This window comes from Sunxiuqinia sp. (assembly GCF_055140945.1).
Window position 1 is genome coordinate 1 of sequence record NZ_JBSQYS010000040.1, and the last position, 22,638, is coordinate 22,638.

22 protein-coding genes are annotated in these 22,638 nt (G+C 41.5%); 12 read left to right on the forward strand and 10 right to left on the reverse strand.

All coding sequences use genetic code 11. The features are described from left to right. From ACTB00_RS16000 to ACTB00_RS16020, 5 genes are all read left to right on the forward strand, one after another. A partial coding sequence (locus ACTB00_RS16000; RefSeq protein WP_463300915.1) for a lysophospholipid acyltransferase family protein occupies positions 1 to 1,179 on the forward strand: 1,179 nt, incomplete at its 5' end. Then, positions 1,176 to 2,069: a lysophospholipid acyltransferase family protein gene (locus tag ACTB00_RS16005; RefSeq protein ID WP_463300916.1), complete on the forward strand. Its 894-nt coding sequence runs from the start codon at positions 1,176 to 1,178 to the stop codon at positions 2,067 to 2,069. The genes ACTB00_RS16000 and ACTB00_RS16005, both read left to right, overlap by 4 nt. Beyond that, positions 2,069 to 2,593, forward strand: a complete 525-nt coding sequence (locus ACTB00_RS16010) for a hypothetical protein (protein WP_463300917.1) — start codon at positions 2,069 to 2,071, stop codon at positions 2,591 to 2,593. Before ACTB00_RS16005 ends, ACTB00_RS16010 begins: the two co-directional genes overlap by 1 nt. 293 nt (positions 2,594 to 2,886) lie before the next feature. After that, the gene (locus ACTB00_RS16015; protein WP_463300918.1) at positions 2,887 to 3,600 is read left to right on the forward strand and encodes a DUF805 domain-containing protein; all 714 of its coding nucleotides are present in this window, start codon (positions 2,887 to 2,889) and stop codon (positions 3,598 to 3,600) included. 364 nt (positions 3,601 to 3,964) lie between these two features. Beyond that, positions 3,965 to 4,822: a DUF4861 family protein gene (locus ACTB00_RS16020; protein WP_463300919.1), complete on the forward strand. Its 858-nt coding sequence runs from the start codon at positions 3,965 to 3,967 to the stop codon at positions 4,820 to 4,822. A 46-nt stretch (positions 4,823 to 4,868) separates the two neighbouring features. On the opposite strand, the gene ACTB00_RS16025 is transcribed toward ACTB00_RS16020, so the two are convergent. The 5 genes from ACTB00_RS16025 to ACTB00_RS16045 form a co-directional block, all read right to left on the reverse strand. Beyond that, positions 4,869 to 5,363, reverse strand: coding sequence for a dihydrofolate reductase (locus ACTB00_RS16025; RefSeq protein WP_463300920.1), 495 nt, complete (start codon positions 5,361 to 5,363; stop codon positions 4,869 to 4,871). A 75-nt stretch (positions 5,364 to 5,438) separates the two neighbouring features. Further along, entirely contained in the window at positions 5,439 to 6,233 is a 795-nt protein-coding gene (locus ACTB00_RS16030) for a thymidylate synthase (protein ID WP_463300921.1), read from the reverse strand. A gap of 168 nt (positions 6,234 to 6,401) precedes the next feature. Further along, the gene (locus tag ACTB00_RS16035; protein WP_463300922.1) at positions 6,402 to 7,397 is read right to left on the reverse strand and encodes a substrate-binding domain-containing protein; all 996 of its coding nucleotides are present in this window, start codon (positions 7,395 to 7,397) and stop codon (positions 6,402 to 6,404) included. A 109-nt stretch (positions 7,398 to 7,506) separates the two neighbouring features. Further along, entirely contained in the window at positions 7,507 to 8,967 is a 1,461-nt protein-coding gene (locus ACTB00_RS16040) for a NupC/NupG family nucleoside CNT transporter (RefSeq protein ID WP_463300923.1), read from the reverse strand. Between the two features lie 102 nt (positions 8,968 to 9,069). Beyond that, a complete protein-coding gene (locus ACTB00_RS16045; RefSeq protein ID WP_463300924.1) occupies positions 9,070 to 9,654 on the reverse strand; it encodes a bifunctional nuclease family protein in 585 nt (194 codons plus the stop codon). A gap of 269 nt (positions 9,655 to 9,923) precedes the next feature. On the opposite strand from ACTB00_RS16045, the gene rplU reads away from it, so the two are divergent. The 4 genes from rplU (at position 9,924) to ACTB00_RS16065 (ending at position 13,518) form a co-directional block, all read left to right on the forward strand. Then, entirely contained in the window at positions 9,924 to 10,235 is a 312-nt protein-coding gene (rplU, locus tag ACTB00_RS16050) for a 50S ribosomal protein L21 (RefSeq protein ID WP_463300925.1), read from the forward strand. Positions 10,236 to 10,254: 19 nt separating this feature from the next. After that, complete coding sequence (gene rpmA, locus ACTB00_RS16055) at positions 10,255 to 10,521, forward strand: 50S ribosomal protein L27 (RefSeq protein ID WP_159522257.1); 267 nt, start codon at positions 10,255 to 10,257, stop codon at positions 10,519 to 10,521. Between the two features lie 100 nt (positions 10,522 to 10,621). Further along, positions 10,622 to 11,896 (forward strand): serine--tRNA ligase, encoded by a 1,275-nt coding sequence (gene serS, locus ACTB00_RS16060; protein WP_463300926.1) that lies wholly within the window; start codon positions 10,622 to 10,624, stop codon positions 11,894 to 11,896. A 188-nt stretch (positions 11,897 to 12,084) separates the two neighbouring features. Beyond that, a complete protein-coding gene (locus tag ACTB00_RS16065) occupies positions 12,085 to 13,518 on the forward strand; it encodes a glycoside hydrolase family 28 protein (protein ID WP_463300927.1) in 1,434 nt (477 codons plus the stop codon). A 16-nt stretch (positions 13,519 to 13,534) separates the two neighbouring features. On the opposite strand, the gene ACTB00_RS16070 is transcribed toward ACTB00_RS16065, so the two are convergent. The 3 genes from ACTB00_RS16070 to ACTB00_RS16080 all read right to left on the reverse strand — a co-directional run bounded on the left by ACTB00_RS16070 (position 13,535) and on the right by ACTB00_RS16080 (position 16,814). Further along, entirely contained in the window at positions 13,535 to 15,505 is a 1,971-nt protein-coding gene (locus ACTB00_RS16070; protein ID WP_463300928.1) for an ATP-binding protein, read from the reverse strand. Positions 15,506 to 15,647: 142 nt separating this feature from the next. Next, positions 15,648 to 16,190, reverse strand: coding sequence for an isochorismatase family protein (locus ACTB00_RS16075; RefSeq protein ID WP_463300929.1), 543 nt, complete (start codon positions 16,188 to 16,190; stop codon positions 15,648 to 15,650). A 3-nt stretch (positions 16,191 to 16,193) separates the two neighbouring features. Next, on the reverse strand, positions 16,194 to 16,814 hold the full coding sequence (locus ACTB00_RS16080; RefSeq protein ID WP_463300930.1) for an SIS domain-containing protein: 621 nt from the start codon (positions 16,812 to 16,814) through the stop codon (positions 16,194 to 16,196). A gap of 443 nt (positions 16,815 to 17,257) precedes the next feature. Here ACTB00_RS16080 and sucC point away from each other — a divergent pair, with 443 nt between their 5' ends. Continuing rightward, entirely contained in the window at positions 17,258 to 18,400 is a 1,143-nt protein-coding gene (gene sucC, locus ACTB00_RS16085) for an ADP-forming succinate--CoA ligase subunit beta (protein ID WP_463300931.1), read from the forward strand. A gap of 11 nt (positions 18,401 to 18,411) precedes the next feature. Continuing rightward, positions 18,412 to 19,293 (forward strand): succinate--CoA ligase subunit alpha, encoded by an 882-nt coding sequence (gene sucD / locus ACTB00_RS16090; protein WP_463300932.1) that lies wholly within the window; start codon positions 18,412 to 18,414, stop codon positions 19,291 to 19,293. 275 nt (positions 19,294 to 19,568) lie between these two features. Here sucD and ACTB00_RS16095 read toward each other — a convergent pair whose 3' ends face one another. Continuing rightward, positions 19,569 to 20,234, reverse strand: coding sequence for an inorganic pyrophosphatase (locus ACTB00_RS16095; protein WP_463300933.1), 666 nt, complete (start codon positions 20,232 to 20,234; stop codon positions 19,569 to 19,571). Between the two features lie 188 nt (positions 20,235 to 20,422). Between ACTB00_RS16095 and ACTB00_RS16100 the strand changes: the two genes are divergently transcribed. Further along, complete coding sequence (locus ACTB00_RS16100; RefSeq protein ID WP_463300934.1) at positions 20,423 to 21,088, forward strand: hypothetical protein; 666 nt, start codon at positions 20,423 to 20,425, stop codon at positions 21,086 to 21,088. A gap of 9 nt (positions 21,089 to 21,097) precedes the next feature. Here ACTB00_RS16100 and ACTB00_RS16105 read toward each other — a convergent pair whose 3' ends face one another. After that, positions 21,098 to 22,636: a YifB family Mg chelatase-like AAA ATPase gene (locus tag ACTB00_RS16105; protein WP_463300935.1), complete on the reverse strand. Its 1,539-nt coding sequence runs from the start codon at positions 22,634 to 22,636 to the stop codon at positions 21,098 to 21,100. Positions 22,637 to 22,638: the final 2 nt, after the last annotated feature.

Consider the following 22,638-nt stretch of genomic DNA (forward strand, 5'->3'; position numbering starts at 1 on the left):
AAAAACGTGATTGAGAGGAAGGAACGACCGAAGCAATCTGTTTCGGACAATACTGGTGCAAGTCGCCAACAGATCCTGAAACAAGTTCAGGAAGACGAGTCTTCAATTGGGACATTTACGTCTACCACTTCATTAGCAGGAGAAAAAGAACCGGGGTTTGGGCTGAACCCCCAACTACAGCAAACCAGACATCAAGTAAAACTCAGTTTTCAGAATGACTTCCTAAATAAAATCTTAATTTTGCCTGTCTCGAAAATAAAAAACATGGGCAAAATTTTCAACAATCTGATCGTTTGGCTTCTGAAAGCCTTATCGCATATACCTTTTCCTATTCTGTATTTAAAATCAGACTTCTTCTATCTGCTTGTGTTTTATGTTTTTCGTTACCGCCGGAAAGTGGTTTATACCAACCTTCGCAACTCGTTCCCTGAGAAAACGGAACAGGAAATTGATACTATCGCCCGCAAGTTTTACCGCCACCTGTGCGATCTGGGACTGGAAGCCATCAAGCTACACAGTATTTCAGATCGGGAGCTGGACAAACGGGTAACGGTAAAGGGAATCGAAAAAGTAGAAGAATACTTTAGGCAGCAAAAAAGCATCATCCTGTTGGGGATGCACTACAACAACTGGGAATGGAGTGCCAGCCTGCAACGCCTGGCCAGTCACCAGCTGCTAATGATTTACAACCCGGTACGCGATAATTTTGAGATGGAGCGATTCATTCTTGACATGCGCGGGCGGTTTGGAGGAATCTCGGTTCCGGTGCACAAGTCCGCTCGTTTTGCGATTCAGTTTGATAAAACCGAACGCCCGGGTTGCCTGTGGTTAGCCGCCGACCAAACACCTTTTCAAACCACTAAATTCTGGACGACCTTTTTAAATCAGGAAACGCCTTTTTTCAGCGGGCCCGAGAAAATAGCCTACAAAACCAATCAGCCGGTCTTTTTTCATCACACAAAAAAAATTGGTCGCGGAAAATACGAAGTTAATTTTATCGAACTGTTTGCCGAGCCGAGCAAAAAAAAGCCGGAGGACATTTTGCTGACCTACATCGATAAAATGGAAGAGGTGATCAGCGAAACACCCGAGTATTGGTTGTGGTCGCACCGCCGCTGGAAGCACAAACGTCCCGACGATGTTGAAATGATTGATCGCCTACCGAAAAATACCCCATGAGCAAACTAGCCAGCCATATTGGATTTGTGTTGCTGACCTTGCTGTCGCTACTCCCTTTTTGGCTGCTCTATGCCTTGTCCGATTTGTTGTTTTTTCTGGTATACCGAATCTTAAAATATCGGAAAACGGTGGTCTTGGAAAATCTGCATAACGCATTCCCCGAAAAATCATCGGAAGAGCTAAACACCATCGCCCGTAAATTTTACCATCATTTTTGCGACTTGTTGGTGGAGTCGTTTAAGCTGAAAACCATTTCGGAGAAAGAGCTTGCAAAACGCATGGTGGTGAGCAATCCCGAACTGGTGAATCAATACTTTGCCGAAGGACAAAGTGTACTCGTGCTAACCATGCACTACAACAACTGGGAATGGAATTCCTTTTTGCCTTACTACCTGAAACATCGTTGTCTACTGGTATACAATCCGGCTCGAAATCTTACCTGGGATGGTTTCATTAACCGGATGCGGAGCCGATTTGGAGGGGAGTTGATATCAACCAAAAAGATCGTAAAAACTGTTTTGAACTACAAAAAGAAACAGCAATCCACGTTTACCTGGTTATGTTCCGACCAACGCCCAAAGATCAACACTCGTTTTTGGACCACTTTTTTGAATCAGGATGCCGGCTTTTTCCCCGGAGCCGAAGCTTTGGCAAAGCACACCAATTTTACAGTGCTATACCAGCATATTGAGAAAATGAAACGCGGTTACTACCAAACCCATTTTGAAGTGCTGGCAGAACGCCCCGCAGAACTTCCTGCCGATGAAGTGCTACATCGGTACGTAAGCAAAATTGAAGGGATCATTCAGGAGCGCCCCGAGTTTTATCTCTGGTCGCATAAACGCTGGAAACACAAACGCCCAACGAAAAACCAACAAAAACAAAGCTGATGAGAGTCCAAATTTACATCCTTCTGCTGCTGATATTTCCGCTTGTTACTCTTGCTCAGCAAAATGCCGAAACAGAACTATCAAAAGCACGTGTATTCAGTCAAAAAGCGTTGGAGGCAGCAGAAAGATCGGCCGATCATCTGCGTTTTTTTCAAGGAGCTTTTGACAATACCGAAATCAAGGAGTACTTCCTTTATGCTCGGGAGGATTTAGATAGCACTTATTTTTATGTGAAAAATTCATCGTACAAATGTGCTGACGCAGCTTACTACGCCCAAAAGAATTCAAACGAAAAAATAGCAGAAAGAGCGTTGCAAGAGCAAAAGCAATTCAAAAGCGTGGCTGCAAAACTTGATCAAATCATAAAAAAAATTGACGAGTACATTGTTCACGGTATTTATAACCGAGATGCCTATATCATACAGTTTATTCAGGATTTTAACGAAACACACAAACAACTTGTACAAGCAGATCTCCACCTGCAACAAACCCGTATGATGATTGAAAATAAGCCTGTTAACTAAGCTCCCAAATTCAGATCGGATCACCACATTCTACTGTACAAGCGATATTAAACCGGATTTGAAACTAACTATCACCCTGCTCCTTTCTGTCTGTTTTGATGATCTTGAATGTACATAATAAGTGGGAAATTCATCATCAGAAAAACAATCCTCGCATAATTCAAAGAATTGTTTAAATTAGCTGTATCAAAATTCGTCGAAAACGAGTGGATAACATGTGGAGGCTAGAAACCACAATAAAAACAGGGCGACCCCGAAAAGCCTGATGAGTAGGGAAAAATAAAACTTATGAAATGAATTGGTATTTAAAAGTCTTAAAGCAGTATGCTGATTTTAAAGGTCGCGCCAGTAGAACCGAATACTGGATGTTTATTTTATTCAACCTAATTTTTGCGACGGTCGCTTTAATTCTGGACAATGTTCTGGGCCTTGCATTTGGCAAATCAGGAATTGGAATACTTTACAGCATTTTTGTTCTGGCCCTTCTGGTTCCCAGTGTTGCCCTTTCGGTAAGACGAATGCACGACATTAACAAAACAGGATTGATGCTCCTTGTTGGCCTGATTCCGGTTGTTGGAACACTTTACTTGATATATCTGCTGGCGAAATCCAGTTTTCCGGGCGAAAATAAATATGGCGAGAATCCGACAATCAGCTACAACTACGATGAAGAAACAGATTCGATGCAAACAGTTGAATTATCGTCTGATGATTCCTCCATCGAAGATTCTGTCATTCTGATTATTGTTATCTGGATGGCCTTTTCCCGATTGTTTTGGGCGCTTGTTCCAATATTCTCCGAGAATCACTATTCACCGGTTTGGTACGAACTTGTCAATATGCTGATGGGTATCGTTTGGGCATTTGTTCCGTTTGGATTGGCATTCGCCGTAAAAAACAGAGTCAAACAAACTACCTTATTCGTCATTGGTGGTTTATACCTGATGTACAGCTTAATAGAAGTTCTTCAGTCATTTGCAGCTTCAGGACAATCCGGCATGATGTAATTCACACACTATATTTTCTAAAAGAGATCCGATCCAGCAAATCGGATTTTTTTGCTTTCTATTGCGCAATCGGTTGCGCTTTTCTGCAACTTTCTTCATCAGAAGTAGCTTATTTACTATATTTGTAAAGAAACGACATCGGAAAAGTGTCTTTATCCACACCAATTATTCCCAGAAAGTTCCATGAAAATATGCTTGAAAATTCTATTGAATAGCTTTAAAGTAAGTAGTGCGAATAATTTAGTGTGATATTTCGAGTCTTTAACAATTTGTGATAGAAGCGAAACCGAAAATATCAAACAGGTCCGTGACCTTAGATGATTGAGAAAGATAAATACTGTCGAAAATTTTAAATTAGATTGAGATGAAAAACCTGATCACGTTAGCATTAATCGCATTAATGGGGCTTCCGGTACTAGCCCAAAATAAAACCGATAAAAGTTTATACTGGAAAGATAAACACGAACAAGTTGATTGTATTTCGTCAGAAACCGGAGACTTGTATCAAAAAGTTGGTCACCACGGACCGGCGGTTGAAAACGAATGGATGGGTCTGCGTCTTTACTTCGACCACAAAGTAGCCATCGATGTGTACAACAAAACAAAACCTCAGCTGGAACTGGCGGAAGCCAAATGGTACCCAACTACTGAGCAGCAAGAAGAAGGCTGGGGTGCCGATCAATACAAAGTTGGTCAAACAGTCGGCCTTGGGGGCGTTCGTTTATGGGACGGTGAACAAGTCGTTTTTCTTGACCCCGTTACAATGCGTACCGCCTGTGTAAAAAAAGAGGCCAATACGTCGTACATGGAAATGCTGTCGGAAAACGTACCCTATAAAGGCGACAGCATTGATGTGTTGGTTCGGGTAACTGTTTACTCAGGCATGCGCGAAGCCAAGGTGGAAGCTTTTGCTTTTAGCTCGGAACCTGTTCAGTTTGTAACCGGTGTCAACTACCACAGCGGAACCGAAACAAAAGAAGGTGAAGGGTTTATTGCGACCTGGGGCTTACACCCCGAAGATGTCGCAGCTTTCCAATTGAATATTGGCGCGGCAATTATGTACGATCCTGCGGACTTTGTAAAAAAGGAAAAGTTAGAAAAAGAATATCAGTTGATTTCGAAACCAACCAATTACATTTCGACCTGGGTAACTTCGGCCTGCGAAAAAGAAGAAGGTTTTGATAATATGACTGACTTTATTGAGTACGTCGAGAAACTCTAACATACATTAAGAAATCCTGCTTCGTGCAGGATTTTTTTTTTACAATCTATTCTCGAATAAGATTGAGATAGGAATAGTCGAAGCCATTCTTTTCGTCATGAAAATCCTCACGACTTTCTACATCCCATTCTTTATAATCTATCGTCGGGAAGTAAACATCGGCATCAAAATCTTTATGTACCAAGGTCAGATACAGTTTACCGGCCATAGGGTAAAACTGCTTATAAATCATGCCGCCGCCAATCACAAAAGCTTCCTTCTCATCCTTCACTTTCTCAATCGCCTCATCAATAGAAGAGACCACTTCACATCCATCAAAACAATCGTCCAACTTATCACTAATCACAATATGACGGCGATTAGGCAAGGGCCATTTAGGCAGCGAAAGCAAAGTATTACGCCCCATGATAATCGTGTGTCCGGAGGTAATTTCCTTGAAATGCTTTAAATCGTTGGGTAAATGAAACAGTAAATCGTTGTTTTTACCGATGGCAAAGTTTTGCGCAATGGCAACAATGATGGAGATATTTTGGTGAATCATAAGCGGTGTGTATTTGGTATTATTAAAAAGCTCTTTTGAGGTGAACCTCCTAATAATCTTAATTCAATATTGTATTTAAACAGCAACTTTCCCGGGAATATGCGGATGAGCTTCGTAATTTTCCAATTCAAAATCTTCAAATTTAAAATCAAAAATTGATTGCACACCCGGATTGATTTTCATCGTGGGTAATTTCTTCGGAAGACGTGTTAATTGCAATTCAACCTGTTCCAGGTGATTGGAATAAATATGCACATCACCACCGGTCCAAACAAATTCGCCGGGCTCCAATCCGGTTACTTGTGCCATCATCATGGTGAGCAGCGCATACGAAGCCACATTAAAAGGCACGCCCAAAAAAACATCGCAACTGCGTTGATAAAGCTGGCAACTTAACTTACCATCAGCCACATAAAACTGAAATAACAAATGGCACGGCGGCAAATTCATTTTATCCAGCTCGCCAACATTCCAGGCACTCACAATAAGTCGCCGTGAGTTCGGATTGTTTTTAATTGAATCAACAACTTCTGAAATCTGATCGATCTGCTTTCCGTCGGGAGTAGGCCACGAACGCCATTGGTAACCATAGATATGTCCCAGGTCACCATCTTCATTCGCCCACTCGTTCCAGATACGAACACCTTTTTCTTTTAACGTATTGTTATTGGTGTCGCCATCCAGAAACCATAAAAGCTCATGAATAATTGATTTTAAGTGAAGCTTCTTGGTGGTTAGCACAGGAAATCCTTCAGCAAGATTAAAGCGCATTTGGTGGCCAAAAACACTGACTGTTCCCGTTCCTGTACGGTCATCTTTTTTCACACCATTCTTGGTGACATGTTCCAGTAAGTCAAGATATTGCCTCATGATTTATCCTTCAACGATTAATGTTCAATTTCCTCTTTTTTTGAATGCGGGAAGTTAAGCTTTTTGATCGAATAGGGAAAGGCAATTTTATAAACAATTAAAGGTAGAAACGAAAAGAGCGTGGATAAAAAGCTCCACGCTCTCATCAAAAAATGACCGGTATTGGTATCATTCAAATACTTCCTGTTCAGCTATAAAACCTTCAGAAATGACGGTCATTTTAACGTTTTGTTTGTTTACAATTTGCCCTTCCAAAAGAATAGCCGGCACCAAATGATGACCATTGTTTACCGTAAAGCTCATGTTATCAGTAGGATTTTTGCCCTTTGCCATTTTCACAGCTGCAATCGCCGCGTTAAATGCCATTGACTCTAAAGGCTTGTAAACTGTAATCGTCTGGTTTCCAAAAACAATATTCCGAATGGCATTTATGTCGGCATCCTGTCCGGCTACCAAAACTTTACCTTCAAGGTCATTTTCGTGAAGAGCTTGAATAGCACCGCTTGCCAGTGCGTCGTTCCCTGCAATAATTGCATCTAGTTGAACATCATTGTCAAGTAAGTCTTTAACAACCGTGTATCCATCCTCTACATTCCACTCGTTTGCAAACGTATTTGAAACAATATTGATATCACCTTTATCAACCAAGGGCTGAAGAACGTTCATCCACCCCAGATAAAGTTGAACAGAGTTGTTGTCAATGGTTGGTCCTCCTATAAGTACATAGTTTCCCTCTGGCTTCGACCTTGCAAGGAAGTTCGCTTGCTTTTCTCCAATCTGAATGTTGTCGGTTGAAATGTAGAAATCCAAATCGCAATCCCAGATGAGCCGGTCATACGCTACTACCGAGACGTGTGATTTTTTCGCGGTTGTTACGATACCGGCAGCCACGGTCTTGTCAACCGGAACAATAACCAATACATCAATCCCCTCATTAATCAAATCAAGCGCTTGCTGAAACTGAACCGATGGGTCAGATTCGGCAACTTTTACGATCACAGAGCCTCCAAGTTCTTCCACTTTGTCTACAAACAGGTCTCTGTCTTTTGTCCATCTTTCGCGTTCAACGGTGTCCAGAAGCAACCCGACCTTAGGATTGGTATTGCAGCCGGAAAACAGAAAGGTTAACAAGAAAAATCCGAGAATTACGTTGATGTGTTTCATAACGGAAAGTTTTTGAATGATTCATATATATGATCATACGTTAACTATCCACTAATGTTAAGTATTCAACAGCATGACGCAAGTGGTAACCTTTTGAATGTCACGATCACTATCCTAAAATCATACCGATAATTGTTGCCGACATAAGCGAAGCCAGGGTTCCGGCAATCAAAGCCGGCATTCCGTATTTCGATAAAGTAACTCGTTTGTTGGGAGCTAATGCTCCAATTCCGCCAATCTGAATCCCAATGGATGCAAAGTTGGCAAACCCACATAAAATATAAGTGGCCATAATAATGGATTTTTGATCGGTAAAAGCGCCGGCTGCTTTAAGATCTGAGAGACTAATGTAGCCAATAAACTCTGTCAAAATAAGCTTCTCACCCAACAGACGGCCGACTAATAAAATGTCTTGCGGATTTACTCCGATAAGCCACATGATAGGCGCAAAAATATACCCTAATAAAAATTGCAATGACAGCTCATGAAATCTTCCGTCGGTAGCCTGAATAATAACATCGTTAAGGCCGGTCCAATAGCCAACTTTTCCGAAAATAAAGTTGAACATGGCAATCAGAGCTAAAAAGGCTAACAGCATGGCGCCAACATTCACGGCCAGTTTTAAGCCTTCGGAAGTTCCGTTAGTGATGGCATCCAACACGTTGCTACCAATACGGTCTTTACTCACCTCAATATCTTTATTGACTTCGTCGGGATTGGGGACCATAATCTTCGAAAAAATAACAGCTCCGGGAGCAGCCATTACTGAAGCGGTTAGTAAGTGTTTAGCAAACTCCAACCGCAATACAGGATCACTTCCTCCCAGCATGCCGATATAAGCTGCCAAAACTGCTCCAGCGAGCGTTGCCATTCCTCCGGTCATTACCAACATGATTTCAGAGTCATTCATCTTTGGCAAATAAGCCTTAATCATCAATGGTGACTCTGTCTGTCCGAGAAAAATATTCCCGGCAACCGAAAGAGACTCAGCACCTGACAATTTCATTAACTTGGTAAACACCCAGGCGAGTGCCCAAACAACCTTTTGAATAATACCCCAGTAAAATAACAAGCTGGTTAATGCCGAAAAAAAGATGATTGTTGGTAAAATCTGGAAAGCGAAAATCATTCCGAACTGACTTGTATCAACCAGTGTTCCAAACAAGAAATCAGTCCCAGCCTTTGTAAAGTCTAGAATCTTCACGAAAATATGGCCGAAAAAATCGAAGCCTCCCCGGATAAATGGAACATACAACACCCCCAATGCCAGCACAATCTGGAAGGCTAAGCCAATCGCCACTGTTTTCCAGGGGATATTCTTTCGGTCGCGAGATAGCAAAGCACCAAGTCCAACCAAAACCAACATGCCAAGTAAGCCACGCAACACGGTCGTGAAATTAAAATCCCGCTCTTCGGCATGCTCGATTAAAATATTGGATGCTGAGGACGACTGTTCAGAAACTACGGTTGTGCTATCGTCAGCCGTCGATTGTGTGCTGGAATAAGATGGAGAAGGAAGCGAAAACACCAAAAAACATGTTGCCAGTAGCAGGATCAGCAATCTATTCATCGTCGTATTTTAAAGTTTTTTTGCTCAGCAATGCTCAACCTTCCTAATCCTGAAACTTATGTTCCCGTCGATATGGGATGGTCTGAAATGTTTCGCTGAAATTTATTTTTTGCGTCGATTGAGTTCATCTCTGATTCTCGAAGCACGCTCGTAGTCTTCATTATTAACAGCCTCATTCTGCATATCATTGAGCTCACTCTCGGTGTAACTTTCAAACTCGTTCTTGCTGCCCGGCTCACCAGATCTACTTTGAAACTCCACCGGATCTTCTTCTTCGTTTTCCATAACGATACCGGCTTTATCCAAAATATCTTCATTTGTGTAAATCGGGCACTTAAAACGTAAAGCAAGCGCTACGGCATCCGAGGTGCGTGAATCAATCCGAACTTCGTCTTCTCCCATCACACACACCAATTCAGAGTAAAAAATCCCTTCTTCCAACTTATAAATGATTACTTCCGACACATTAACATCGAAAGCAAAAGCCAGGTTTTTAAATAAATCGTGTGTTAATGGCCGTGGCGGCTTCAAGCCTTCCAGCTGAATTGCAATTGCTTGAGCCTCAACCGGTCCTATGATAATCGGAATTCGTCGGTCACCATTTTCTTCGGCTAAGACTAAGGCGTAAGCGCCTGATTGAGTTTGACTAACTGAGAGTCCGAGAATATTTAGCTTTTTTTTCTGCATAGAATATAGAACATCACCAATGTATTCAAACAAATATAACAATACTTTTAGTGTTTCATTAAAAACAGGAGGTGTTTCTTAGTTCCTAAAATGACCAGCATTTCACCTCCCATTTCTAATCCAATCAGGCTCAGCTAAAAAAGGACTCTATTTTTTTGCTTCTGAGTAAAAAATATCTACTTTTGCAGACCGAAGTTTTCGAGTAGGCTCTAGAAGTGGATGATCAATTGGTTTTCCCGCCTGCCGGAGGAAATTATAAAAGATAGAAAATGTACGCTATTGTAGAAATTGCCGGACAGCAATTTAAAGTAGAAAAGGACAAAAAGATTTTTGTTCATCGTCTTCAGGAAGAAGAAGGATCAAGCATTGAGTTTGATAACGTTCTTTTAGTGGAAGATGAAGCTGGTGTGAAAGTAGGAACACCAAAAGTTGAAGGAGTTAAAGTAAGTGCCAAAGTATTGGAACACTTGAAAGGTGACAAAGTAATCGTCTTCAAAAAGAAAAGAAGAAAAGGTTACAAAAAGAAAAACGGTCACCGTCAGTACATGACTCAGATTCAAATTGAAGATATTATTGGATAACCCTTAAAAACATTAGACCATGGCTCATAAGAAAGGTGTCGGTAGTTCGAAAAACGGACGCGAATCGGAAAGTAAACGACTTGGTGTAAAAATATACGGAGGTCAAATTTGCAAAGCTGGGAATATTATCATTCGTCAGCGTGGAACGTCTCATCATCCTGGTGAAAATGTTGGTATGGGAAAAGATCATACATTATTCGCCCTGATTGATGGTACTGTTGTTTTCAGAAAGAAAAGAGACAACAGATCGTATGTTTCTGTAGAACCTGTTACTGCAGTAAACTAAGCGATTTTAACGATATGTTTTAAGAATCTCCTGTCTTTACTGAGGCAGGAGATTTTTTATTTTATAACTTTGCCCGACCAAATTAAAAACCCGTTCAAAAATGCTCAATTTAAGATTCATCCAGGAAAACCCGGAGTTGGTTATTGAAAAGCTTAAAAAGAAGAATTTTGATGCTTCTGCCATCGTTGAACAAATCAACGATTTGTATAAAAAGAAAAACGAAACGCAGGTTCAGGCCGACCAATACAAGTCGGAAATGAATAAGCTTTCGAAAGAAATTGGACAATTGTTTCGCGAAGGCAAACAAGAAGAAGCCAATCACGCAAAAGCCAGAACTTCGGAACTGAAAGAAAATATCAAGAATCTGGATGAGGAATTCGCCAAAATTGACGAGCAGGTTTTTGACTTGCAGGTGCAACTCCCTAATTTACCAGCCGATATTGTTCCGGCAGGAAAAACCCCCGAAGATAATGAAGAGGTGAAAGCTGCCGGCGAAATGCCAGTATTGGGAGACAACAAGTTACCTCACTGGGAATTGGCTGAAAAATACGATCTGATAGATTTTGAGTTGGGTGTAAAATTAACAGGAGCAGGATTCCCGGTATACAAAGGGAAAGGCGCTCGATTGCAACGTGCTTTAATCAACTTCTTTTTAGACGAAGCTCGTGATGCCGGCTACCTGGAAATTCAACCGCCGTTGGTGGTGAATGAAGACAGTGGTTTTGGCACCGGCCAATTGCCTGACAAAGAAGGACAGATGTACCATGTGACCGAAGACAACCTGTACCTGATTCCAACAGCAGAGGTTCCGGTAACCAATTTGTACCGCGATGTGATTTTGGACGCCAAACAATTGCCTGTAAAAAACACGGCTTACAGTGCATGCTTCCGTCGCGAAGCCGGATCGTATGGAAAAGATGTTCGTGGATTAAACCGCTTGCACCAATTCGACAAAGTTGAAGTCGTGCAAGTTGCCCACCCTGAGAAAAGCTATGACATTCTGGATCAGATGGTGGCACACGTAGAGAGCTTGGTTACTAAACTTGGCCTTCCTTATCGCATCCTCCGACTTTGTGGTGGCGATATGAGTTTCACCGCAGCACTGACCTACGATTTTGAAGTGTTCTCAGCCGCTCAGGAAAAATGGTTGGAAGTAAGTTCTGTTTCCAATTTCGAATCATTTCAGGCCAATCGACTGAAACTTCGTTTCCGCGAGGAAGGACAAAAGAAACCACAGATTGCTCACACGCTAAATGGAAGTGCTTTGGCTTTACCTCGGATTGTTGCCGCACTGCTCGAAAACTACCAAACAGCAGACGGAATTAAAGTGCCGGATGTATTAGTTCCTTATTGCGGGTTTGACATGATCGACTAACACATTATAAAAAATATATGATTGAAGGTCATTCCGTTTGGGATGACCTTTTTTTTGCGAGTTTTTATCTCGTTAGGTAGGGCTACAAACTTCCATTTGCTAAATTATGCTCGCTTAAAATATTCATATTGAATAGTTTTTTTTATATTGACAGGCACTATCATAATCAATTTAACCGATCATCAAACATGAAAAACCTAACGATAATCCTCCTGCTTCTCCTGACTACTATCGCGATCCAAGCCAAAGACATTAATATTTTAGAGGCAGGAGCAACTGCTGATGGCAAAACCTTAAATACTGTCATTATTCAAAAAGCCATCGACCAATGTTCCGAAAGCGGTGGTGGTGAAGTAATTTTTCCTGCAGGAAAATACCTGACTGGTTCAATTATCTTAAAAAGCGGTGTCCATCTTCATCTCAAACACGGAGCCATATTGCTTGGAAGCACCAATATTGAAGACTACCTCAGCATACAACCCGACTATGTTGCGCTGAGAACCTTGAAGGAAACCAAACAACTTATTTTTGCCGAGGGACAGCATGATATTGGCATTGTTGGTAACGGAACAATTGATGGACAAGGGGACGTATTTATTCGAATAGGAAACGATGAAGGAATCAGACGACCGCATGGCATTCAGCTAATCAATTGCAAAAATGTAAAAATAGAAGGTGTGTTCATGACCAATTCAGGAGCATGGATGCAGCACTATCTGGCGTGCGACAATTTGCAAATTCGGGGTATCAGGGTATACAATCATTGCAACTACAATAACGATGGGATTGATATTGACGGCTGCCATGATGTTGTGATTTCAGACTGCATTGTGGATTCAGACGACGATGGGATTTGCTTGAAAAGTACCAGCCCACGTTCCTGCAAAAATGTGACGATTAATAACTGTGTGATTCACTCACACTGCAACTCGCTAAAATTAGGAACCGAAACAACCGGCGGATTTCAAAACATACAAATCACGAACTGTGTGGTTAGTCCGAGTGAGAAAGAAACAACCTACTATGGCACGGCAATTGGTCAATCGGCCATCTCTGTAGAAATGGTCGACGGTGGTGTTTTAGATCAGGTGAGTATTGATCGTATTTCGATTATAGAAACAGGATGTCCCATATTTGTGCGTTTAGGAAACCGTGCCAGAAAGCATGCTCCTGATGCTCCTCAACCTCAAATTGGTGAGCTGAAAAATGTCTCCATCACCAATATCACGGCAACGACGACTTCCAAAACAACATCCAACATTACCGGAATTGCAGGTTCTTACGCCGAGCGTATTTTTTTGGGGAATATTCTGATCACCAACTTAAGTAACGGAACCGCAGAGGACAAAGCGACGATAGTCCCTGAAAAAGATGCAGGCTATCCAACCGCTGCTATGTTTGGCGATATTTTACCTGCCTCAGGTTTTTATGTCAGACACGTTAAAAATATCGTTTTTGAGAATGTCCGCTTGAAAACAGGTTCCCACGAAGTTCGCCCGGCGTTTGTCCTTGACGACGTTCAGCAGGCAACAATTGAAGATGCAGAAATACGATCTGATTTAAAGATTGACCTGCTATCAAAGCATAAATCTCAGAATATAAAAGTGGAATATGAAGAATAAAAGAATAACGATCTCGCTACTTCGTTGATTTTGGCAAGCTGAAAAAGACCGTCGTACCTTTTCCTTCTTCGCTTTCGATCCAAATGCGGCCGCCTTGCTTTTCAGTCAGCTCCTGACACAGAATTAAGCCAAGGCCACTTCCTTTCTCCTGACTTGTCCCAACAGTAGACGATTGAACGCCAACATTGAAAATATTGGACAGGCGCTCCTTCGAAATACCGATTCCTTTGTCAACCACTTGAACCACCTGATAATTTTCACCATCAATAGATCTCTCGTTGGCTAAAATGGTTATCACTCCGTTGGTTCGACTGAATTTTAGGGCATTCGAAATCAGATTACGTAAAATCGTATGAGTCGCGTTTTTATCTGCGAAAATAGTCGCCTCCTCCTGTATGCTGCTTTCAACAACAACCTGCTTTTTATTGGCAATATGCTCAACACCACCGATCGCCTCTTTTACAAGTGGTTGAAGAAGGATTTTGGCTGGTTTCAAAAAGAGCTCGTTACGATGCGACAAAGACCATTTTAATAAATTCTCCAACAATTCGTTCAAACTAATTGATGAAGACAGCATCGATTGAATCAATTGCTTCTTTTGCTCGTCATTATAATGATCATATTCCTGATGCAACAATTCGGAGATACTTTGAAAATTAGATAATGGATTACGGAGATCATGAGCAATGATGGAGAAAAATTTATCTTTTGTCACATTCAGCTCTTTGAGTTTCTTTTCTGATTGCCGAATGTTTTCTTCGTCTTTCTTTTTTTCAGTAACATCGTAAGCATTGAAAATCACGGAATCTTCTGATTTATATGAAAGGCGGGCTGTAAACCAGCGAGGCTCACCACTGACTTCTAACGGATACTCAATAACAACTAAAGATTTTGAACGGATGCACTCTTGAATAGCATGAAGAATTAGGTTCGCACGGTCAGTATCAAATACTTCGTGAACAGATTTTCCGATGAGTTCTTCCTCGGGTTTAAAAAGTAAACTTTTATTGGTGGGAGCGATTTTCACATATTCGCCCTTTCGATTGTATTCCACAATCAGGTTGTGCATCGATTTAAAAATTGCACTCAACTCCCGAGCATTTCTCCTTATTTTTTGATGTGCCCGAACAACCAACCAAAATAAGAAGCTGATGATGATCGAACTCACAATGAGTAAAATACTGAGCGTTTTATCCTGATCAAGATAGTGGCTCCACCCTTTTACCGGGCTGGCTCCCAAAATCCAACTTCCATCAGGCAAGTCGACAATGATTTTTACTGGCTCTTCTTGAAAAACTGAAGCGTCACCCCAAAAGACATTTCCATTTTCACCCTTGCCATCCGCTCCCTTCAACGAATATCGAAATCCGTTATCAACCGGCGCTAATTCCGCCTCATCTAAAAGTTTATCTTTGTAAATAACAATATCGGTTATTCCCCAAAAATCGCCATCACGTGCTGACAATCGATTAAAAACTGGCGTGTAGCTGATAAACGCGACACCGCCCTCTACGAGTTCAACAGGGCCGGCAACGAAGGTTTTATGTGTTTCAATCGTTTTTTCAACAATCTCTTTTCGGGCAGGGTGCTCCAGCAAGTTCAGGCCAATGGCTGCCATGTGGCCTTCCTGAGGATAAATCGCACTTAATATACAATCCGGAGAAATTGAGATGGTACTGATCACCGAATCTTCTTTTATCAACTCTTTCGCCAACTGATAAAAGTCTTCGTTGGTAAGGTTAGGGTTGACCGACACAAACGCGGCAACTCCCTTGGTATAATAAATCCGAGAAGACAGTGCTTTTTCTAGCTTCGATTTTTTCCCAATCAGGATTTCCAGCAAATTGGCTCGTATATCTTTCTCCCACTGTCCTCTTTTGTAAGAAATATAGTAATAGGAGATTGACAATAACAGCAGAAAAAAAAGAATTGCAAATATCGAAGATATCCTGGATCGAATAAAATGAGCTATTCTGTTTAACTTCATCAGCACTGAATTCTGGTTCGCTTAAAATTAGCCTAGTTTTTCGGATTTATAGCATGAAACGTGTACGATTTCTCTGAAAAAAAAAGAAAGGAACAAAACGAAAATAGAAAAGGAGTAGTCGGCCTACTCCTTTTTATATCTGCTATTTAACCAATTTAGAAATTGATTTGAATTCAGACGCTGCAGCCGAACGGGTAAGTTCGAACAAAATGGATTCGTAGGAGGTCATCATAATTCCTTCAAAGCGGAATCGGTCGGCAGCCAATTCTACGCTTTTCAACGTGCGCGATGAAACACAATCCATCACGACAATCGGGTTATAGCCTGACTCTTTTAAATCAATAGCAGTTTGCATCACGCAAACATGGCTTTCAATTCCACAAATGATAATATTGTGAGCTCCATTCATTTTTAATTCATCTGCAACCATCGCTTCATCACAACAACTAAAATCGCGCTTTTCAATCGGACGAAAGTCTTTAATCAATGAACTGATTTCAGGAATTGTATCTCCCAAACCTTTGGTATATTGTTGGGTAACCAACAAATTAAGGTTTAAGGTTTGTAACCCTTCAATGAGGGTTTTAGTGTTATTCACAAAGGTTTCCTTTTCTGCCATTGCCGGAACCAAGCGTTCCTGAATATCAACGACCAACCCTACAGTGTTCTCTCTGGTAATACGCATAACTTATTTATTAATTTGAAGAAGAAGTGCCTGTGTGCGTGACTTATCACCCAAATACCCTCCGTGGTGACGTTTGGCATATTCTTCATTTGTAAATCCAATTTCTTTCATCATCAGCACAACCAGCACGTCTCCAATTACAGTCATTGTCGTTGTCGAGGTACTTGGCGTTAATCCCAATGTACACACCTCGGCCGGGTTTCCGGTAAAAAGAACAGCGTCTGCAATTTTGGCCAAATCGCTATCCGGATTTCCTGTAATCACCAAAATTGGTATGTCTTTATACAGATTATCGACCAGATTAACCAGCTCCAAAATTTCCCGCGTTTTTCCTGAATTCGAGATTAACAGCAAGACATCATTGGGCTGAATTACCCCAAGGTCTCCATGCTGTGCATCGCTCGGATGTATAAAAACCGCAGGCGTGCCTGTCGAACTAAACGTTGTTGCAATATTTAGTGCTATTTGTCCGGCCTTGCCCATACCACTGGCAACCAATTTGCCGTTCAGTTTATGCACCTTGTTCTTAATAATCTGAACCGCTTTCTCATATTCATCAGTAACCGGGATCGCTGATATCGCTTCCGCTTCCTGCTTGATAAGCTTAATTACTTCTTCTTTCATAACTAAAGTGTAGTGTCACTATTTCCCCAAAATAATTCCTCAGGACAAATAGGTTTTGATGATGAAATTTAAAGGATACAAAAATACTTAATTTTTAGCTCGAACCAATCCACCCCGATTTTTTAGTAAGAATAGCTAAGCGAATTTATGGAAGATTCAACGATAAACATTTATTCTTTATTGCATGCGACATTTTTGCTGCGAATTACTAAAAATCAGAATAACCCCAAAAAAGCTTCTGCCATGCGACTTCATAGTTCAATTATCACACAATGCAATCGATTGTATTCTTTTGACTTTTCAACCAAACAATTCAGGAAACCCGCTGTTAATATGTTTTAAAATAGCGAAGTGAGTACCAGAATTTCTTCTTGCCCATTCGATATTTTGATACTTTTATGAGGAATAAGAATTCTCTAACCTTTTAAAAAATATATAAATTTATGAAGATACACGAATTTCATTCCAGAAACATCTTCAGGAAATACGGCCTTCCGGTACCGAACGATGTACTTTGCCATTCGGTTGAGGAAGTAGAAAAAGCAATGGCAAAGTTTGACGACATGGTCGTTGTAAAAGCTCAGGTACTTGTTGGAGGAAGAGGCAAGGCAGGCGGTGTTAAACTCGCAAAAACAAAAGAAGAAGCCGTAAGTGCAGCCCGTAAAATTTTGGGCATGGACATTAAAGGCCTCACCGTTGAAAAGGTATTGGTGACCGAAGCTGTCGACATCGAAAAGGAGTTTTATATTGGTCTGATTAACGACCGAAATACCAAAACTGTTACGCTGATGGCAAGTGCCGAAGGGGGAGTTGAAATTGAAGAAGTAGCGAAAAAAACACCTGAGCTAATTCACAAACTTCCGATCGATCCGCTGGTAGGCCTACTGGATTTTCAAGCCCGCGAGGTTGCCATGAAATTATTTGGCGATGTAAAGTTAGCCCGAAAAGCAGCTGTCATCATGCAAAAACTGTATCAGCTTTTTGTTGAAACTGATTCTACAATTGCTGAAATCAATCCATTGGTGTTAACCCCCGATCATAAGATTTGGGCTATCGATGGAAAGATGAATTTTGATGACAATGCACTTTATCGTCAAGCTGAAATTGAAGCGATGCGAGAAGCAGACGAAGATGAGTTGAAAGAAATTGATGCTCACGAAAAAGGTCTCTCGTATGTAAAACTCGATGGAAACATTGGCTGTATGGTGAATGGTGCAGGTTTGGCAATGGCTACCATGGACATGATAAAATTGTATGGTGGTGAACCCGCAAACTTCCTGGATATTGGTGGAAGTTCGAACCCCCAGAAAGTAGTTGATGCCATGAATATTCTCATTTCAGATAAGAATGTAAACGCTGTCATGATTAATATTTTTGGTGGTATTACCCGTTGCGATGATGTTGCCCGCGGACTGATTAAAGCTCTGGATATTATCAAATCAGACATTCCTATTGTAGTTCGACTATCAGGAACGAATGCTGAAGAAGGTTTAGCACTGCTAAAAGAGACAGGACTACCGACCGTAGAAACCATGAGTGAAGCAGCAAAAAAAGCAATCGAGTTAAGCCAAGGTCAGAAATCATAAAAACCAAACAAATGAGCATTTTAGTAAATAAAGATACAAAACTGCTGGTGCAGGGAATCACTGGCCGAGATGGAAAATTTCATGCCGGACGCATGAAAGAATACGGTACAAACATTGTTGCCGGAACCTCTCCTGGAAAAGGAGGGCAAGAAGTGAATGGAATTCCCGTTTTCGATACGGTATCAGAAGCGGTAAAAAAAACAGGAGCTAACACCTCTATTATTTTTGTACCAGCTGCCTTTGCGGCGGATGCAATTCTTGAAGCTTCCTATGCCGGAATTGATTTGGTCATTGCAATTTCGGAAGGCGTTCCTATTCAGGATATGATCCGGGTGAATTCAATAATCAAACAAAATGGCACCAAGTTAATTGGCCCCAACTGTCCGGGATTAATTACCCCGGATGAAGCACTGGTTGGTATTTTGCCGGGCCTGATCTTCAAAAAAGGAAATATCGGATTGATGTCGCGTAGTGGAACACTCACCTACGAGGTTGTCAACATGCTCACCATGAACGGTCTGGGACAAAGTACTGTTGTAGGAATTGGTGGTGACCCGGTTGCCGGGCTATACTACCAGGAAATACTGGAAATGTACGAAAACGACCCGGAAACAGAAGCCGTTGTTTTAATTGGTGAAATTGGTGGCGATGCGGAAGAGCAGGCAGCCGAATACATTGCCAAACATATGACCAAGCCGGTCGTTTCGTTTATTGCCGGACAAACGGCACCTCCCGGAAAACGAATGGGACACGCCGGAGCAATCATCTCTAGCGGTGCAGGTACTGCCGAAGAAAAGATTAAAGCCTTTGCCAAAGCTAACGTACCGGTCGCGAAAGAACCATCCGAAATTCCTGGTTTGTTAAAAGAAAAGCTAGCGAAAGCTACTTCATAAATAAAAAGAAAAATCCTGCTTAACGGCGGGATTTTCTTTTTAGCCTAAACTCATCTTTCTACTTTTTTGGGAGAACTTCTACTTTCGTTTTGCTTTTCTAAAAATAGTTGGTAGTTGACCTCTTTCGAAAACCTCAAAATGAGCTGTTTTCAAGTTCTACAAAACAAATACACAACTCGCTCAGATGAGTTATAGATAAAGTAATCAAACAAGTTTAGCTTTCGAATACACAAGAACGAACAACAAAAAATCCGGTCAAAACCCGGACTTTCATTTTAATAGAGCAACTTTCCTAAGTTGTCAAATCGTTTCTGATAGTCGGTTATCGATCGCTGAATCACCTCATACGCTTCCTCAACCTCGTACGTATGCGTAATTTCCGTGTCATTATCTTTTCCCGGCATATCTTTGTAAGTCAGGAAGTAGTGTTTTAAACGTTCTATTACAATGGGAGGTAGATCTGAAACATCTTTATATCCTTCGTAAACAACATCGTTGTTCAAAACAGCAATGATTTTGTCGTCAGCCTCGTTACCATCTATCATCCGAAAACCGCCAATGGGTCTGGCATGAACCAAAATATCACCGTGTGTAATATCTTTCTCGGTCAGCACACAAATATCGATAGGGTCGCCATCTCCTTTTATGTTTTCCCGCCCTGTTTTTTCCATGCAATATTTACCAACTTCATCACCACAAAATGTTTGAGGTATAAACCCATACAATGCCGGAACAACATTTGAATACTTTTGCGGACGATCAATTCGCAAGTAGCCGCTATCTTTATCAATTTCGTACTTTACCGTGTCCGTAGGAACAACTTCAATAAAAGCAGTTACTTTTTCAGGAGCATTTTTACCAATATAAATTCCGTGCCAAGGGTGGGATTTATAACGAAGTCCCATCAGCCGCCCGATGGGATCAGACAATTTATCTACCATAGTTTCTCTATTTATCAAGAATCAATACTAATTAACCTAAGTTTTTGAAAAAAGTTTTTGAAAATCGCACATTTTGCACAAAAATAGGACTATTAAGCCCACCCGAGATATTATTTAAAAGTTATCAGACCCGGCTACTGTTATTCAACATTTTGTAGAATTTATCTATTTTATTAGTTTCAACCTCTATGAAGTATGTGATTTGTGTGGTATTGAGTTTAATCGTTTTTAATTCAGAGGCAATCCTCCCCGACCCCGTTCAACAATTCTATAGTGACTCGGCCAGTATACACCGAGCGGAATTACAGATGGACAGCTATGTCCATAAACAACTGGACGATAGTTATCAGAATCAGGCTCAGATTGCGATGAGCTATTACCCAGAGCTGAAAGGAACAGAAATTGAGTTTGTGCGGAAAGACCTGAAAACTACGATGGCATCCCGACCAACTCTTGGATCTATTTTCAAGAAAAAGGGGAAACGGAAATACCGAATTTATATTGACACGAGTGTGAAAGGAGAAAAAGGTTTGTTATTGAGTGATGTTCCTTTTAACGCCCAGATTGGTATCATTGGCCACGAGTTGGGACATATCGTTGATTACAAAGAAAAAACAGGAATGGGTATTGTTCTGACAGGCTTGGGTTATTTGTTCCATCCATTTCGTAAAAAATTGGAACACAAAGTTGACGAAATTACCATTGCCCACGGACTAGGACACCAAGTTCGGGAATTTTCGGAATATGTACTTAGAGAACCCAAAGTTTCAGAGAAGTACAAAAAGTATAAGCGGAAGATCTATTACAAGCCCAAACAGCTTTCAACGCTGATGTCGGGGTATTCGATTTATTAGTTTAACGATTTACGCTCCCCAGTTTTCCCGATCTAAACTTCGGTACTGAATCGCTTCAGAAATATGGGCTGCCTCAACTTTCGCAGACAATTCCAGGTCGGCAATCGTACGCGCAACACGTAGAATTCGATCGTACGCTCTGGCTGAAAGCCCAAGTTTTTCCATGGCATTTTTAAGCAGGTTATTGCTGGCATCGTCCAACTCAACATAGTCCCGAATTTGGCGTGACGACATTTGCGCATTGCAAAAAACTCCTTCGATCTCCTTGTAGCGAGCGGATTGAATTTCGCGGGCTTTAATGACACGTTCGCGAATGGTTAAACTCCCTTCCGTTTCTTTCAACTCCGAGAGTTTTTTAAACGGAACCGGAACAACCTCTAAATGAATATCAATGCGGTCGAGCAGTGGACCAGAAATTTTATTTAAATATTTGGGAACCATTCCCGGTGCACAAACACACTCTTTGGTAGGATGGTTATAATAGCCGCATGGACAGGGGTTCATGGAAGCAACCAACATCAAACTAGCCGGATAGTCCACTGAGAATTTCGCACGAGAAATTGTGATCTTCCGATCCTCTAAAGGTTGGCGCATCACTTCCAAAACCGTGCGTTTAAATTCGGGAAGTTCATCCAAAAACAATACGCCGTTGTGAGCCAGTGAAATCTCTCCCGGCTGCGGATAAGTTCCTCCTCCGACTAGTGCCACATCGCTAATCGTATGGTGAGGGCTGCGAAACGGGCGCTCAGTCATCAACGAAGTATCTTTATCAATCCTTCCAACCACCGAATGAATTTTAGTGGTTTCCAAGGCTTCGTACAAAGTAAACGGGGGCAGAATAGTTGGTATTCGTTTGGCAAGCATCGTTTTGCCAGCTCCGGGAGGTCCAATCATAATCACATTATGACCACCAGCTGCCGAGATTTCCAATGCCCGTTTGACATTCTCCTGACCTTTTACATCTGAAAAATCCAGATCTGTTGCGTTCAATTTTTTATAAAATTCTTCTCTTGTATTCACAACGGTTTGTTCCAGCTCCTCCCGATCGTTAAAGAAATCGACTACTTGATTCAGGTTATCAACCCCATAAACTTTTAGCTGGTCAACAACAGCCGCTTCTTTGGCATTTTCGCGGGGCAGGATAAATCCCTCAAAACCTTCTTCCCGAGCTTTGATGGCAATGGGTAATGCCCCTTTTATTGGCTGCAGAGTGCCATCCAACGAAAGTTCGCCCATCATTAAAAAGTGCTCAAGTTTCTCTGGGGCAACCTGCTCCGAGGCTGCTAAAACAGCAATCGCCAATGGCAGATCGTAGGCTGAACCCTCTTTGCGAATATCTGCCGGAGCCATATTGATGACAATCTTTTTGCGAGGCCATTTAAAATCATTCAGACGCAGGGCCGATTCAATCCGCTGCTGGCTCTCTTTTACTGCACTGTCCGGCAGTCCGACAAGAAAAAATTTTATTCCCTGTGATACGTCCGTTTCAATGGTAATGGTTGTCGCATCGATGCCATGAACAGCGGATGCAAAGGTTTTAATCATCATGG